This window comes from Bradyrhizobium sp. MOS002 (assembly GCF_003020115.1).
Classification (GTDB): Bacteria; Pseudomonadota; Alphaproteobacteria; order Rhizobiales; family Xanthobacteraceae; genus Bradyrhizobium.
The window spans coordinates 686,935-701,723 of the sequence record NZ_PYFX01000003.1 but is presented as its reverse complement, the minus strand read 5'-3'; the positions used below and the strand labels follow the sequence as shown (position 1 = coordinate 701,723).

At 64.2% G+C, this 14,789-nt stretch carries 15 protein-coding genes and 1 pseudogene; 7 read left to right on the top strand and 9 right to left on the bottom strand.

Going from position 1 to position 14,789, the window contains the following annotated elements; genetic code table 11:
• Positions 1-65 precede the first annotated feature (65 nt).
• The 7 genes from soxA to C7G41_RS11980 are packed head-to-tail and all read right to left on the bottom strand — an operon-like array spanning position 66 to position 6,054.
• A complete protein-coding gene (gene soxA / locus C7G41_RS12010; RefSeq protein WP_199198319.1) occupies positions 66-845 on the bottom strand; it encodes a sulfur oxidation c-type cytochrome SoxA in 780 nt (259 codons plus the stop codon).
• Positions 842-1,159, bottom strand: coding sequence for a thiosulfate oxidation carrier complex protein SoxZ (gene soxZ, locus C7G41_RS12005; protein WP_106942743.1), 318 nt, complete (start codon positions 1,157-1,159; stop codon positions 842-844). Before soxZ ends, soxA begins: the two co-directional genes overlap by 4 nt.
• Positions 1,159-1,626 carry a SoxY-related AACIE arm protein gene (locus C7G41_RS12000; RefSeq protein WP_106942742.1) on the bottom strand — a complete coding sequence of 156 codons (468 nt, stop codon included), beginning with the start codon at positions 1,624-1,626 and terminating at the stop codon, positions 1,159-1,161. The genes soxZ and C7G41_RS12000 overlap by 1 nt, the downstream gene beginning before the upstream one ends.
• 9 nt (positions 1,627-1,635) lie before the next feature.
• Complete coding sequence (soxX, locus tag C7G41_RS11995) at positions 1,636-2,088, bottom strand: sulfur oxidation c-type cytochrome SoxX (RefSeq protein WP_106942741.1); 453 nt, start codon at positions 2,086-2,088, stop codon at positions 1,636-1,638.
• The gene (locus C7G41_RS11990; protein ID WP_106942740.1) at positions 2,081-3,352 is read right to left on the bottom strand and encodes an NAD(P)/FAD-dependent oxidoreductase; all 1,272 of its coding nucleotides are present in this window, start codon (positions 3,350-3,352) and stop codon (positions 2,081-2,083) included. Before C7G41_RS11990 ends, soxX begins: the two co-directional genes overlap by 8 nt.
• Before the next feature lie 54 nt (positions 3,353-3,406).
• A complete protein-coding gene (locus C7G41_RS11985) occupies positions 3,407-5,593 on the bottom strand; it encodes a molybdopterin cofactor-binding domain-containing protein (RefSeq protein WP_106942739.1) in 2,187 nt (728 codons plus the stop codon).
• Positions 5,594-5,604: 11 nt separating this feature from the next.
• Positions 5,605-6,054 (bottom strand): (2Fe-2S)-binding protein, encoded by a 450-nt coding sequence (locus tag C7G41_RS11980; RefSeq protein WP_106942738.1) that lies wholly within the window; start codon positions 6,052-6,054, stop codon positions 5,605-5,607.
• 258 nt (positions 6,055-6,312) lie between these two features.
• Between C7G41_RS11980 and C7G41_RS11975 the strand changes: the two genes are divergently transcribed.
• Positions 6,313-7,932, top strand: a complete 1,620-nt coding sequence (locus C7G41_RS11975; protein WP_106942737.1) for a B12-binding domain-containing radical SAM protein — start codon at positions 6,313-6,315, stop codon at positions 7,930-7,932.
• A 4-nt stretch (positions 7,933-7,936) separates the two neighbouring features.
• Here C7G41_RS11975 and C7G41_RS11970 read toward each other — a convergent pair whose 3' ends face one another.
• Positions 7,937-9,325: an MFS transporter gene (locus C7G41_RS11970; RefSeq protein ID WP_106942736.1), complete on the bottom strand. Its 1,389-nt coding sequence runs from the start codon at positions 9,323-9,325 to the stop codon at positions 7,937-7,939.
• 170 nt (positions 9,326-9,495) lie between these two features.
• Here C7G41_RS11970 and C7G41_RS11965 point away from each other — a divergent pair, with 170 nt between their 5' ends.
• The 3 genes from C7G41_RS11965 to C7G41_RS11960 all read left to right on the top strand — a co-directional run bounded on the left by C7G41_RS11965 (position 9,496) and on the right by C7G41_RS11960 (position 11,147).
• Positions 9,496-10,557, top strand: coding sequence for an isocitrate/isopropylmalate dehydrogenase family protein (locus tag C7G41_RS11965; protein WP_106942942.1), 1,062 nt, complete (start codon positions 9,496-9,498; stop codon positions 10,555-10,557).
• Between the two features lie 85 nt (positions 10,558-10,642).
• The gene (locus C7G41_RS37340) at positions 10,643-10,804 is read left to right on the top strand and encodes a hypothetical protein (RefSeq protein ID WP_158267999.1); all 162 of its coding nucleotides are present in this window, start codon (positions 10,643-10,645) and stop codon (positions 10,802-10,804) included.
• The gene (locus C7G41_RS11960) at positions 10,794-11,147 is read left to right on the top strand and encodes a UBP-type zinc finger domain-containing protein (RefSeq protein WP_106942735.1); all 354 of its coding nucleotides are present in this window, start codon (positions 10,794-10,796) and stop codon (positions 11,145-11,147) included. The genes C7G41_RS37340 and C7G41_RS11960 overlap by 11 nt, the downstream gene beginning before the upstream one ends.
• Positions 11,148-11,266: 119 nt before the next feature.
• Here the strand turns inward: C7G41_RS11960 and C7G41_RS11955 are convergent, their stop codons facing one another.
• Positions 11,267-12,010: an SDR family NAD(P)-dependent oxidoreductase gene (locus C7G41_RS11955; protein WP_106942734.1), complete on the bottom strand. Its 744-nt coding sequence runs from the start codon at positions 12,008-12,010 to the stop codon at positions 11,267-11,269.
• Positions 12,011-12,156: 146 nt separating this feature from the next.
• Here C7G41_RS11955 and C7G41_RS11950 point away from each other — a divergent pair, with 146 nt between their 5' ends.
• From C7G41_RS11950 to C7G41_RS38735, 3 genes and pseudogenes are all read left to right on the top strand, one after another.
• Entirely contained in the window at positions 12,157-12,927 is a 771-nt protein-coding gene (locus C7G41_RS11950) for a methyltransferase domain-containing protein (RefSeq protein ID WP_106942733.1), read from the top strand.
• Between the two features lie 210 nt (positions 12,928-13,137).
• The gene (locus tag C7G41_RS11945; RefSeq protein WP_106942732.1) at positions 13,138-14,151 is read left to right on the top strand and encodes a DctP family TRAP transporter solute-binding subunit; all 1,014 of its coding nucleotides are present in this window, start codon (positions 13,138-13,140) and stop codon (positions 14,149-14,151) included.
• A 67-nt stretch (positions 14,152-14,218) separates the two neighbouring features.
• Positions 14,219-14,779: pseudogene (locus C7G41_RS38735) on the top strand (TRAP transporter small permease); the annotation flags it as partial.
• Positions 14,780-14,789: the final 10 nt, after the last annotated feature.

The following is a 14,789-nucleotide window of genomic DNA, read 5'->3' as shown; positions in this document are numbered from 1 at the left end:
CTGTGACTCAATTTGGGCGGATACTAGCGGCCGTTCCGCGTCTGCCTAGCCCTAATCGGTGGAATTCAGGGCCGCACGGCCGGCGTTTCCATCGGCAAGCCATGCGCTCGCGACATCAGATAGAGTTCGAGCGCGACCAGCTCGGGCGCGCCGAAATCATAGGCCTGGGCGCGGACACCCGTCATGCAACTGCGTAGCCGCCGCTCCAGCGATCCCAGCGTCTGCCATTCCAGGCGATAAAGCGGATAGCCGGTTGGTTGTCCTTGGGTGATCGGCGCACCGGCGAGTCGCTTGTTGAAATTGTCGTCGTGGCAATTGGTGCAGGCAAGGTTGAGCTGGCCCTCGCGCTGCATGAAGAGGTCGCGGCCCTGCTCGACGAATGGCTTCAGTTGCGGATCGTCGCCGGCCGTGATCGCGGTGCCGCGCGATTGGTGCGCGACGAAGGCGGACAGAGCCAGCAGGTCGCGGCTCTCGTAGGGTAGCGGCGTTGCCTGCTGATGATTGCTGCGGCAGAGATTGATGCGCTGGTCGAGCGTGACGGGGCGCGCCAGCGCCTTGTCGAAGGCCGGATAGCGCGCCGCGACGCCTTTCATGCTGCCGCGGGCATCGCCATGGCAATCCGCACAGGCCTTGTCGGCGTTCCCGGTCTTCTTCGTCCACAACGCCTCACCGTCGAGCACGAACAGCATGCCGGGATTTGAGGTGTCGTCATCCTGCATCGCGCGCGTGTCGGGGCCCATGAACGAATAGCCGGAGCGGCGCGCGTCCGGCGGAATCTCGCCGGCGAGCAGGGCAGGGGCCGTGGCGAGGAGTGCCGCGGCCGATATCGCGCGCCAAAAACTCATTCGACCGTGATCGACGCCGATGCGCTGGACGAATAGCCGTTGTCGCCGATCCACTCGAATTCGAACTTGCCGCTCTCCTTCGCGACCGTGAAGAACGACAGATAAGGATTGGCCGCGATCGCGGGGAAGAGATCGGCGCGAAAAATCTCGGTGCCGTTATAGCGACACGTAAAGCTCGTTATGATGTCGCGCGGTACCAGAGCGCCGTCCGCCGTGTGGCGGAATCCGGTCTCCATGATGTGCGAGGTCAACGTACGGATCTCGATGATTTCGCCGCGTCTGGCTTTCGCCGGAACGTTGATGAGCGCGGCCATCAATTCATCTCCTCGGTGCAGGCGGCCAGCGTTACGACGATTTCGGTCGTGACCTGCCAGAACGTGTCGTCGGAAAGACGTGCGATCGCCACCACCTTCTGGGTGTCGGCGAGCCGGATCCGGGTCGAGACCTGGGCGCGGCCGGAGGAGGGGCTGAGGTAGAAGTTGCCGATGTTCGGCTGCGGGTTCTTCTCGTTGAAGACGTGGATGCTCTTGACGTAGTCGTCCGCTGTCATCGGGCTCGCGATGCTCACGGTCAGCGGCACCGTATTGCCGTTCTCGACCAGCGGCGGAATGTCGAGCTTCACCTTGCCGGTGCGGACAGGTGCTTCGCCGACGACGTTGCGGATCGCGGCGGTGAGCATCGCCGGTGTCGCCTCGAGCGGCCGCAGCGTGACGATCGGGATCGTCCCGGCGAACGTCACGCTTCCGGCGAGGTTCAGGAATTGTCGTCGCGTGGTCGGCATGAAACAGTCCTAGTCCCGAAGCGTTGCGAGAAAAGCCACGATGTCCTCGATCTCGGCGGCGGACAAGATCGGTTTGCCGGCGAAATTTCGCCCGACCCGCGCGAGGCGGTCGGTGCGATAATAGGACGGCATGATGGTCTCGGGGTTGAAGCGCGCTGCATCGACCAGTCGAAGCCGCAACTGGCTCACCGTCCAGCGGTTCCCCGCACCCGAGAGGTCGGGCGCGAGGTCCCCCTGGAACCGGGTCTCCGGGAAGGGACCGGAATGGCAGAGGATGCAAGTCGTTGTGCGCGCCAGCACCAGCGCGCGCCCGCGCGCGGCATCGCCCGGCGCGCCGGTGAGCGATTCCGCAATGCCGTCGCCGGTGATGTTGTAGGGCAGGAGTTCCTCGGCTCCCACATGGCAGGCGAAGGCGCAACTGGCGGCGATCAGAGCTGCGATATGGACCGATGCCCTAGCCAAAGGTGTCCGCCGTGATGGTTTGAAACCAGTGCTCGGCTTCAGCCGCCTCGCGGGCGCGTAATTCGCGCGGCGCATCGACCGGGCTGGTCGCTCCGCCCTCGACCTCGGCGAAGATGTCGCCCCTGGGCTGGTAATTGCCCGCGAGTGAAAAGCCGTAGCCGGGTGCGACAATGTTGTAGCAGACGCCTGTCAATCGCGGCGTTTCTGGCGCGCGGCCGGCAAGGAGGTTCACGATCGCGGCAGCGCAGGCCTTGCCCTGCGCACTTGCCGCGGAGGCCGATTTGGGAATGCCCCCGCCGAGGCAGGCATCGCCGATGACGTGGATGTTCTGGACAAGCTTCGACTCGAAGGTGACGGGATCGATCGGGCACCAGCCGGTCGCATCCGCAGCGCCCGCGATCTCGGCGATGCGTCCCGCTCGTTGTGGCGGAATGACGTTGGCGACATCAGGCGTGTAGTTGCCGAATTCGGTGACGATGGTCCTTGTCGCGGGATCGACCGAGGTCACGCGGCCGCCTTGCGACAGCCCGATGCGTTCGATCATGTCGCCGTACAGCTCCTTCCACGCCTTCTCGAACAGTCGCTGCTGGGAGAAATTGTCCTTGGCATCGAGGATCAGCACTTTCGAGCGCGGCTTCTTGGTTTTCAGGTAATGCGCGATCAGGCTGGCGCGCTCGTAAGGCGCCGGCGGACAGCGTGAGGGATTGGCGGGGATCGCAATGGCGACAGTGCCGCCGTCCGGCATGGCTTCCAGCTGGCGGCGCAATAGCAGCGTCTGCGCGCCGGCCTTCCAGGCGTGCGGCATTTTTTCTGATGCGGCTTCGTCGTAGCCGGGCAGGGCCTCGAAGTGGAAGTCGATGCCGGGAGAGAGCACGAGACGGTCATAGGGCAGCGCAACGCCATCGGCCGTTATGACGCTGCGCCGCTGTGGTTCGATTGTGGTCACGGCTTGGCCGATCACGGTGACGCCCTCGGTGGCGAGCTTGTCATAGCCGAACTGCTGCGCTTCGATCTCGCGCAGGCCGGCGATCACCTCGTTGCTGAACGGGCAGGAGGTGAAGACCGCATTGGGTTCGATCAGGATGACTTGCAAGTTTGCCTGCGCGCGCTTCAGCGCGCGGGCGCACGCCGCACCGCCAAAGCCGCCGCCGACCACGACGACGCGGCCCGCCGATTGCGCGTGCAGGATCGAAGGAACGGCGAATGATGTGGCCGCGGCGGTGATGCCGAGGACGGCATCCCGCCGTGTCACCGGCGCATTCATGAGTCTTGTCCGGAAAGTGGGCCGCGGCGGCCGTTACGGGCGCCGCGGCGTTTCTCAGGCGAAGGTGATGTTCTGGTCGCGCAGCGGCACCGAGCGGATGCGTTTGCCCGTCGCCGCGAAGTACGCGTTGAGCACTGCCGGCGCCGCGACGCCGATGGTCGGCTCGCCGACACCGCCCCAGAACCCGCCGCTCGGCACCATCACCGACTCCACCTTCGGCATTTCGTTGATGCGCATCGAATTGTAGGTGTCGAAGTTGGTCTGCTCGATTTTGCCGTCCTTGACGGTGCAGCCGCCGTAGAACAGCGCGGAGAGGCCATAGACGAAGGACCCCGCGATCTGCCGCTCCACCTGCGCCGGATTGACGACGTAGCCGGGATCGGTGGAGGCGACGATGCGATGCACCTTGATCTTGTTACCGTCGGTCACCGAGATTTCGGCGGCGCCGGCGACATAGCTGCCGTAGCCCATCACCTGCGCGATGCCGCGATAGATGCCCTGCGGTGCCGGGGTGCTCCAGCCGATCTTCTCCGCCACGGCATTGAGCACCGCCAGATGCTTGGGGTGGTTGCCCATCAGCTTGCGGCGGAATTCGAGCGGGTCCTGGCCTGCGGCCTGGGCCAGCTCGTCCATGAAGCATTCCATGTAGATCGCGTTGTGATTGACGTTGACGCCGCGCCAGAAGCCCGGCGGAACGTGCGGGTTGCGCATCGCATGCTCGACCAGGAGGTTTGGCACGGAGTAGCCGAACGCGGCTTCGCCGGTCTGGGCGACGCCCTGGAATGCGGCCGGATCCATGCCGTTCTGCAAAGCTTCGGGGCGGAGCGAGAACAGGATCGATTGCCCGGAGAGGCGGTAGTGCAACGCGACCAGGTTGTTGTCGGCATCGAACGCGCCGGTCATCTTGCACTGGGTGATCGGGTGATAACGGCCGTGCGCCATGTCCTCTTCGCGCGACCACAACAGCTTGATCGGCGTGCCCGGCATCTCCTTGGCGATCAAGACCGCCTGGCGGACATAGTCGGTCTGGCCGCGCCGGCCGAAGCCACCGCCGGGCATCACCTTGTGCACGTCGCACTTCTCCGCCGGCAGGCCCGACGCTTCCAGCGTGGCCGCGAAGGCCGCCTCGCCATTCTGCGTGCCGCACCAGACCTCGCACTTGTCCGCCGTGTAGACCGCCGTGGCGTTCATCGGTTCCATGGTGGCGTGGTTCTGGTAGGGATAGCTGTAGACGGCCTCGATCTTCTTGGCGGCACCGGCAATCGCTGCCTTCGCGTCGCCGTTCTTGTTGCCGACATAGGCCGGCTGCTCGTTGGCGAGGCCCTCGGTCAGCCATTTCGCGATCGACTCGCTCGAGACCTTGGCGTTGTCGCCTTCGTCCCAGACGATCGGCAGCGCCTCCAGCGCTGTCTTGGCGTGCCACCAGGTGTCGGCAACGACCGCGACCGCGGTATCGCCGACCTTGACGACCTTCTTGACGCCCATCATGCCGGTGATCTTGGCTTCGTCAAAGCTCTTCAGCTTGCCGCCGAACACCGGGCAGTCCTTGATCGCGGCGTTCAGCATGCCCGGCAGCTTGACGTCGATGCCGTAGATCATGGTGCCGGTGGTCTTCTCGGCGGTGTCCAGCCGCTTCACGCCCTTGCCGATCAGCTTCCAGTCCTTGGGGTCCTTCAGCTTGACGTCGGCCGGCGGCGTCAGCTTGGCCGCGGCCTCGGCGACCTTGCCGTAGGTCGTGGTCTTGCCGGACGGCGCGTGGGTGATGACGCTGTTGGCAACCGTGCATTCGGACGCCGGAACTTTCCACGCCTCGGCGGCGGCCTGGATCAGCATCACGCGTGCGGTGGCGCCGCCCTTGCGGACATAGTCTTGCGAAGAGCGGATGCCGCGGCTGCCGCCGGTCGAGAAATCGCCCCAGACGCGCTTGCGGGCGACGCTCTGGCCCGGTGTCGGATATTCGGTCGAGACCTTCGACCAGTCGCATTCGAGTTCCTCGGCGACGAGCTGGGCAAGCCCGGTGAGCGAGCCCTGGCCCATTTCGGAGCGGGCGATGCGGATGACGACGGTGTCGTCGGGCCTGACCACGACCCAGGCGCCGATCTCGGGGGAGCCGTCGGCCGCGCGGACCACGGCGGGGCCGCCGAAGGGGATATCGAGGCCGATTGCGAGACCTGCGCCGACCGCGGCGGTGCCGATGACGAAGGCTCGGCGGTTCATCCTGGGAGAGACATGCTTGTTCATGTGGCGGCTCCTTACGCGCTTGCGATCGTGTGGATCGCTTCGCGCACCTGCTGGAAGGTGCCGCAGCGGCAGATATTGGTGATGGCCTCGTCGATGTCGGCGTCGGTCGGCTTCGGCTTCTCGCTCAGCAGCGCCGCCACCGCCATGATCATGCCGCTCTGGCAATAGCCGCATTGCGGAACGTCCTGGGCGATCCAGGCTTCCTGCACCTTGTGCAGTGCGTTGCCGGAGGCGAGCCCTTCGATGGTCGTGATCTTCTTGCCTGCGGCCTCGCCGACCGAAACCCCGCAGGAGCGGGTGGCGACGCCGTCGATGTGAACGGTGCAGGCGCCGCATTGTGCAATGCCGCAGCCATATTTGGTGCCGGTCAGGCCGGCATTCTCGCGGATCGCCCACAGCAGGGGCGTATCCGGCTCGACGTCGAGCGTGAAGGTTTTTCCGTTGATTGTTAGATCTGCCATCGCAAGTCCCCTGATTGGCCCAATCCACCGATTGGACTCAGCGGCGCAATGTGTCCGGCAAATTGGAAAGGTTCAAATCAATAGTCCGAGGGGTATCCGCCGGAGATTCCCTCCCCGGGCGCTCGCGGCACGGCTTGGGGCGACGTCTACCGGCTTCCGGGCCGACGCCGATGGAACCGAGAGCGACAGTTTGTCCCTTTTGCCGGGGTGCAAGTCGACAATGCTCTGCTACAGTGGAATCAGCCAAAAAGGGGTTCCATGAACGTACCGCAGCCTTGCAAAGTCCTGATGCTCTATCCGCTGTTCTCGGCAGAGTCCTTCTGGAGCTTTGGCGAATCCTGCAAAGTGTTGGGCGTGAAGCGCCCCGCGGCCCCTTTGGGGCTGATCACGGTTGCCGCGATGTTGCCCGAGCACTGGACGGTCCGGCTGATCGATTGCAACACGGAAGCCTTCAGTGACAAGGATCTTTCCTGGGCCGACGTGGTCTTCACCGGCGGAATGATGCCGCAGCAGGCCGACACGCTGCGCCTGATCGAAATTTGCCGTGCCGCGGGCAAGCCGGTGGTCATCGGCGGTCCCGATCCCACCTCGAGCCCCCATATCTATGAGAGGGCCGACTTCCAGGTGCTCGGCGAGGCCGAAAGCGTTCTGCACGAGTTCGTCGCGGCCTGGGACAGTGGCGCACGGTCCGGCGTCTTCATCGCGCCAAAATTCCAGGCCGACGTCACCAAGACGCCGGTGCCGCGCTTCGACCTGCTGAAGTTCGAGGACTACCTTTATCTCGGCGTGCAGTATTCCCGCGGCTGCCCGTTCACCTGCGAGTTCTGCGACATCATCGAGCTCTATGGGCGGGTGCCGCGAACCAAGACGAATGCGCAGATGCTGGTCGAGCTCGACAGGCTCTACGCCATGGGTTACCGCGGCCATCTCGATTTCGTCGACGATAATTTCATCGGCAATAAGAAGTCGCTGCGGCTGTTCCTGCCCCAGCTCGCCGAATGGCAGCGTGCTCACGGCTATCCCTTCGAATTGTCGACCGAGGCCTCGGTCAATCTGGCCGACGATCCCGAGCTGTTGGACCTGATGGGCCAGGCGAATTTCTTCGCCATCTTCGTCGGTATCGAAAGTCCGGATCCGGCGACGCTGGTCGCGATGCGGAAGAAGCAGAACACGCGGCGCAATATCGCCGAGAGCATCCACAAGATCTACGCCGCGGGCATGCTCGTCACCGCGGGTTTCATCGTCGGCTTCGACAATGAGAAGCTCTCGATGGCGGATGCCATGATCGACTTCATCGAAGAGGCGGCGATCCCGGTCAGCATGGTCGGCCTGCTCTATGCCTTGCCGAACACGCAGCTGACGCGCCGCCTGGAGCGCGAAGGCCGATTGCATCCGGGCCACGATTTGGCGCCGACCATCGGCGCCGATCAGTGCACCGCCGGAATCAACTTCGATCCGGTGCGCCCGTTGCGCGACATCCTGACGGACTACAAGCGCGTGCTGGAGCACATCTACAGCCCGGCGGCCTATGCAAGGCGCGTCGATCGCTTGATGACGCTGCTCGACCGATCCAAGCAGCGCCAAGAGCTCGCCGAGGGCGATATCCGCGCCGGGATCGGCGCGATGGAAACGGTGCACAAGGTGGTGACAGCCCTTCCCGAGGCGCGCGGGCCGCTGTGGCAGACCTTCATGAACTGCGCCAAGCGCGACACAACATCGGCGCGGATCGCGGTGCAGATGATCGCGGCCTATGCGCATCTCGGGCCGTTCTCGCGCAAGGTCATCGCTGCCATCGATGAACGCCTTGCCGCGCTGGATGAGGAGACGGTCATTCCGGTCGCGACAATCGACGTGACGGCAGCCCGACATCTGGCCTGACGGTCTACTTCACCGCCAGCCGCAAAAAGCTCATCACGCTGCCGAGCGCGGCGAAGCCCGCGCCGAGTGCCAGCGCTACGGTCGCGCCGTCGTGACCGGCGAGCGAGAAGCAGGCTGCGGCGAGCGCGGCCCCCGTCGTTTGTCCGGTCAGGCGCGCGGTGGCGACGATGCCCGAGGCGCTGCCGCTGCGATGTGGCGGCGCGCTCGACATCACCGCCTTCATGTTCGGCGCCTGGAAGAAGCCGAATCCCATGCCGCAGATCACCATCCGCCAGATGATGTCGGGGATCGCAGGATTGGCCGGCAGCATCGCGAGCAGCGCCATGCCGAGGCCGAGCAGCACGAGCCCGATGCCGCCGAGTAGCCCGACCGCATGGCGGTCGGAGAGGCGGCCCGCGATCGGCGCCATGATGCCGACGACCAGGGGCCACGGCGTCATGAAGAAGCCGGTCTCGACCTGCGATCGCCCCAGCACGTCCTCGAAATAGAACGGCAGCGAGACGAAGGCGAGACCCTGCACCGCGAACGAGCACACCGCGGTCGCGGCCGACAGCGCGAACATCGGCCGGCTGAACAGGTCGATCGGCAGCATCGGCGCCGGATGGTCGGCATGGCGGCGCGTCAGGATGAAGCCGAGCACTAACGCCGTGACCAGCTCGATGCCCACGACCATCGGTGAGAGATTATGCGCGGCACTGCCGATGCCCGTGATGAACAACCCGAGACAGGCTGACGCGAGGGCCGCGCCGAGAAAGTCAAAGCCGTGATCGGCGCGCGGCGTCTTCGGCAGCATCGCAAAGCCGATGCCGATCGCGACGAGTCCGAACGGGATGTTGACGGCAAACAGCCATGGCCAGGGGCCGACCGCGAGGATCGCGGAGGCGATCGAGGGACCAAAGGTGAAGGCGGTCGCGACCACCAGCGCGTTGTGACCGAAGCCGCGGCCGAGCATCCGGCCGGGATAGACGAAGCGCACCAGCGCCGTGTTGACGCTCATGATGCCGCTCGCACCCAGCCCTTGCAGCGTGCGCGCAACCAGCAGGCTCTCCAGCGACCATGCCACCGCGCAGAACAGCGAGGCGATGGTGAACAGGATCAGGCCGCCGAGATAGATGCGCTGGTGCCCGACGATCTCGCCGAGCGCTCCCAACGGCAGCAGCGTCGCCACCAGCGCGATCTGGTAGACGTTGACCACCCAGACCGATTGCTCCGGGCTGACATGCAGGTCGCCGGCGATGGCGGGCAGCGCGATGTTGGCGATCGCGGTGTCGAGCGAGGCCATCGCCAGCGCGGTGAAGATCGCGGCGATGGCCCAGCGCCGTTGTGCGGGCGGAAGACCGTCGGGAATGGTGTGGTCGGGCTTGCGCGCGGCGGCAGGTAACGTGATTGTCATTGCGTTAGCGCGTTGCTCCGGCGGCCGGCTCCAAGGGACTTTGGCATGTACTACGGCGCGGCCGCCTTCCACAGGCACATGCTTGCATGCAGTGTATGCGCGAAGGCTGGGCGATGAATCCGGGCGCCGGCGTATCATCGCGCGAACTGCTGCAATGTCAGGGGAGCGCCATGCACATCGTCGTTTTGTCCGGTGACGGCATCGGGCCCGAGATCACGACCGCGACATCAGGCGTGCTGCGCGCGGCCTCCGAACGCTTCCAGCTCAATCTGCGCCTGGAGGAGCACGCAGTCGGCCATGCGAGCCTCAAGCAATTTGGCACGACCGTGCGCCCCGAGCTGCTCGACATCGTCCGCGCCGCCGACGGCCTGATCCTCGGCCCGACCGCGACCTTCGACTTCAAGGACGAGGCCCATGGCGAGATCAACCCGTCGCGGCATTTTCGCAAGAACCTCGACCTCTACGCCAATGTCAGGCCCGCACGCACCTATGCAGGGCGGTCCGGCCGGGTCGGCGATTTCGACCTCGTCGTGGTGCGCGAGAACACGGAGGGGTTTTACGCCGACCGCAACATGGAGCAGGGCAATGGCGAGATGCTGGTCACATCGGATGTCGTGATCTCGCTGCGTCGGATCACGCGCCTGTGCTGCGAGCGCATCGCGCATGCGGCGTGCCGGCTGGCGATGAAGCGGCGCAAGCATCTGACCATCGTGCACAAGGCCAATGTGCTCAAGCTCGGCGACGGCATGTTTCTGGACATCTGCCGCGAGACGGCGAACGCCTATCCGGGCCTTGGGGTCGACGACATCCTCGTCGACGCCATGATGGCGCATGTGGTGCGCAACCCCGACCGCTTCGATGTCATCGTCGCCACCAACATGTTCGGCGATATCCTGTCCGATCTCACGGCCGAACTCTCAGGCAGCCTCGGCCTCGGTGGTTCGCTCAATGTCGGTCACAGCCACGCCATGGCGCAAGCCGCGCACGGCTCGGCGCCCGACATCGCAGGCCAGGACGTAGCAAATCCGGCCTCGCTGATCCTCTCGACGGCCCTGCTGCTCGGATGGCACGGCGAGAACAGCGGCGCGGTGCGCTACGAGGAGGCCGCACGTGCGATCGAGGCGGCCGTGGCGAAGGCGATCGGCGAGGGCAGGGCGACGCGCGACGTCGGCGGCAAGCTCGGCACGATCGCCGCGGGGGCTGCGATCGCGGAGATCCTGCAGGCGGGGTGAGGTGGTCATGCGGGGTCTTGCGTGTTTTTTTGGAGGGGCCGAAACAAAAAACGCGAAAACAACCCCATGCACAGTAGAGGGCCCCTTGATCGATAAGGGATTTTCGAACCGCGTCACGACGACATTCGCCGCCGCCATGACGTTGACCCGTCGGGCAAAACACTGGCAAAATGCGATCGTGGCGGAGATCGCGAATGCATCGGTGGTGGCTGCGGGCAATTCCAGTGAGCTGACCTATGAAGTCTGACAGGGATGGAATCAATCTCGCGGCCAAGCCAAGCGGAACGGGGTGCGTGGAATGCTCGGCTGCGGGCGGGTGGTGGTTTCACCTTCGCAGATGTGTCGAATGCGGTCACATCAGCTGCTGTGATGCGTCACCAAATCAGCACGCAACGAAACACAGCGCGGCGACAGGTCATCCCATCATCACGAGCTTCGAGCCGGGCGAACGATGGTTTTACGACTATCGCACGGGAGAGGCTTTCGCCGGCCCGAAGCTTCAAGGTCCTCACGCGCATCCGTTGGATCAGCCGGTGCCCGGACCGGACGGCGCGGTGCCTCCGGACTGGCAAACGCTGCTGCATGAGTAAGGCGGTAGGCCGTAGGCCGTAGGATGGGTAGAGCACTTGCGAAACCCATCAGGTTTCACGTCGTATGCTGTCGATGGGTTTTCGCTGCGCTCTACCCATCCTACGAAGTCCAATCGGTTCTAGAACTGATACCGCCGCAACCCACCATCCACCGGGATCACCGTGCCCGTGATGTACCGCGCCACGGGTGACGCCAGGAACACGGCGAGCGCGGCGAGATCTTCCGGCTCGCCCCAATAGCCGACGGGAATCTCTTCCTCGGCAAAGCGCTCGCGATAATCCGGCGCGTAGTTGCGGCGGATCTGTTCGCTCATGATGCGGCCGGGTGGGATGCAATTGATGGTGATGCCGTGCTCGCCGATCTCGCGCGACAGGCCCTTGGCCCAGGCGTGCACGGCGGCTTTGGCGGCGAACGCGGCGTTGAGGCCCTCCGGCTCGGACTTGCCGGTGATGTTGACGATGCGGCCCCATTTGCGTTCGATCATCTGCGGCAGCAGCGCATGCGCGATGCGGCGATAGCTGGTGAAATTCAGCGCGATCGCCTCGTCCCATTGGCTGTCAGGCGCATCGACGGGGAGGGGGCGGCTGCCGCCGGCGTTGTTGATGAGAATGTCGACGTGGCCGAGCTCTTTGAGCGCGAAGGCCGAAATCTTCTCCGCCGCGTCCTTAACCATCACGTCCTGCTCGAACGGGGTGATAAGGCCGGAGCCAACTTCCTTCACCAACCCGGCGAGCAGATCGGTTCGCCGTGCCACGCCGACGACGCGCACGCCTTCGGCAGCCAAACCCTTGGCGATGGCGCGGCCGATGCCGACGCTCGCTCCGGTGACGATAGCGGTTTTCGATTTGAGCCCGAGGTCCATGGTGGCACGCTCTCTTGTTTGCGTTTTTGCTTGTTGTTGTTCGTTTCCTGCCCGTCCCGCTGGCTTTGCGAATTGCCTGGGCGGGACGAGCAGTGGTAACCAAGAGCCGCGTTGAAGGAAACACGAAAAAGAAAAGGCGTCGAAGGATGGTCTGGGATCCGCAGCAATATCTGAAGTTCTCGGGCCACCGGCTCCGCCCCGCCGTCGACCTGTTGATGCGGATTCCGGATTCTGGTCCGCGTGCGGTTGCCGATCTCGGCGCCGGCGCCGGCAACGTCACCAAGCTGATCAAGGAGCGGTGGCCGGACGCGACGGTGACCGGTGTCGAGGGCTCAGCCGAGATGGTTGCCGCCGGCCGCAAGGCAGCGCCGGACGTGGAATGGTCACACGAGGACCTCGGCCACTGGCGCCCGACGAAGCAATATGACGTGGTCTATTCCAATGCCGCACTGCACTGGCTGCCCAATCATGCGGCACTGTTTCCGTCGGTCATGGAGAAGGTGACGCCCGGCGGGATGCTCGCTGTACAGATGCCGCGCAACTTTCTGGCTCCCTCGCATGTGCTGATCGGCGAGACCGCGCTGAACGGTCCCTGGCGGTCCAAGGTCGAGCATCTCGTCACGCCGCCGCCGGTCGAAGGGCCAGCCTATTATCACGGTCTTCTTGCTCCGATGTCGGCCAATATCGACATCTGGGAGACCGAATATCTGCAAGTGCTGGAAGGCGAGAACCCCGTGAAGGAGTGGACCAAGGGGACCTGGCTGACGCGCTATCTCGACATCCTGCAAGGCGACGAGAAGGCCGCGTTCGAAGCCGCCTATGGGATGCGGGTCGCGGAAGCCTATCCGAAGAACGCCGCGGGACAAACGCTGTTTCCGTTCCGGCGCTTGTTCATCGTCGCCCAGCGCAACGGCTGATCGCACTGCCGCAATGCGACATAAACGCTCGCTTCCGGGAACGGCGGCAGGTGCCGGGTTGCGCATTCCGCAGCCGTCAAGATAGCTTGAAGCCAGCTTGGCTACGGCAAATTGGGCTTAGGTCTAGTTGTTCGGGTGGCGGATTGCTGTCACTACAGAAACCGGAAAACAAAAAAGACCCGGTTTTAGAGGTTGTTGGGAGGTTCGTTCATGCGCAAGCTGCTTTTTGCGGTCGCCGCCGCAGCCGTTCTCGTGGCGCCTGCCTTGTCCCCCGTCTTGGCCCAGGCCCAGAGCCCGATCGTCATCAAATTCAGCCACGTCGTCGCCAACGACACTCCCAAGGGCAAGGGCGCCCTGAAGTTTAAAGAACTCGCGGAGAAGTACACCGACGGCAAGGTCAAGGTTGAAATCTACCCGAACTCCACGCTGTACAAGGACAAGGAGGAGATCGAGGCGCTGCAGCTCGGCTCGGTGCACATGCTCGCCCCCTCGACCGCAAAGTTCGCACCGCTCGGCATCAAGGAGTTCGAGGCGCTCGACCTGCCCTGGCTGTTCAAGGACGACCAGACTTATTCGAACGCGATGAAGGGCACGATCGGCAAGTGGCTGTTCGAGAAGCTCGAGACCAAGGGCATCACCGGGCTCGCTTATTGGGACAACGGCTTCCACATGCTCTCCGCCAATCGTCCATTGGCGAAGCCGACCGATTTCCAGGGTCTCAAATTCCGCATCTCCGGATCGAAGGTCGCCGACCAATATCTCCGGATCATGGGCTCCATCCCTCAGATCATGGCGTTTTCCGAAGTCTACCAGGCCTTGCAGACGGGCGTGGTCGATGGCTGCGAGAACACCGCGTCCAACTACCTGACGCAGAAGTTCTACGAGGTGCAGAAGGACATCACCGTGTCCTATCACGCGCACCTGCAATATGCCGTCATCGTCAATTCGAAATTCTGGTCCGGCCTGCCGCCCGATATCCGCGCCCAGCTCGAGAAGGCGATGAACGAGGCGACCGACTACACCAACCAGATCGCGCACCAGGAGAACGAGGACGCGCTGGTCGAGATCAAGAAGACGGGCAAGACCACGCTGCATTATCTCACTGACGCCGATCGTAAGGCATGGCAGGAAGCGATGCAGCCGACTTATAAATGGGCGAAGGGGCGGGTCGGGCAGGAGGTGCTTGATCTCGTCGCCAAGGAACTCGACGTCAAGATGAACTGACGCCGGCGCGCTTTGAGAACAACCATGAACGGTCGGGGGTGATCGCACTCCCGGCCGTTGCTCTTGAATGATGAGCCAAACTGAGGGGACCAAGTTGCTGCGTGCATTGAATCGTGTGCTCAATCATCTCGAGGAATGGCTGATCGCGACGATGATCGCGGCCGCGACATCGCTCATCTTCGTTGCCGTGCTGCACCGGTATGGCGCCGGGCTGTCGATCGACATCGCCAAATGGGCGGAGGCCCGCAACCTGGCCTTCCTGGCCGTCCCCATGCGAGCCGCGTTCGTCTGGCTTGCCGCGCTCGACCTGTCCTGGGCGCAGGAACTCTGCATCTACATGTTCATCTGGATGGCGAAATTCGGCGCGGCCTACGGGGTGCGCACCGGCATCCATGTCGGCGTCGACGTCCTGGTCAACATCCTTCCCGGCGGATCGCGCCGCCGCGTCATCACGTTCGGCCTGATGTGCGGCGCCCTTTTCACGGCCATCGTATGCTATTTCGGAGCCGCGTTCGTCGGCCAGATGTGGCAGACCGGCCAGCAATCCAACGATTTGGAAGCGCCGATGTGGCTGGTGTATCTCACCATCCCGCTCGGCTCCGGGCTGATGTGCTTCCGCTTCCTGCAGGTCGCGTGGA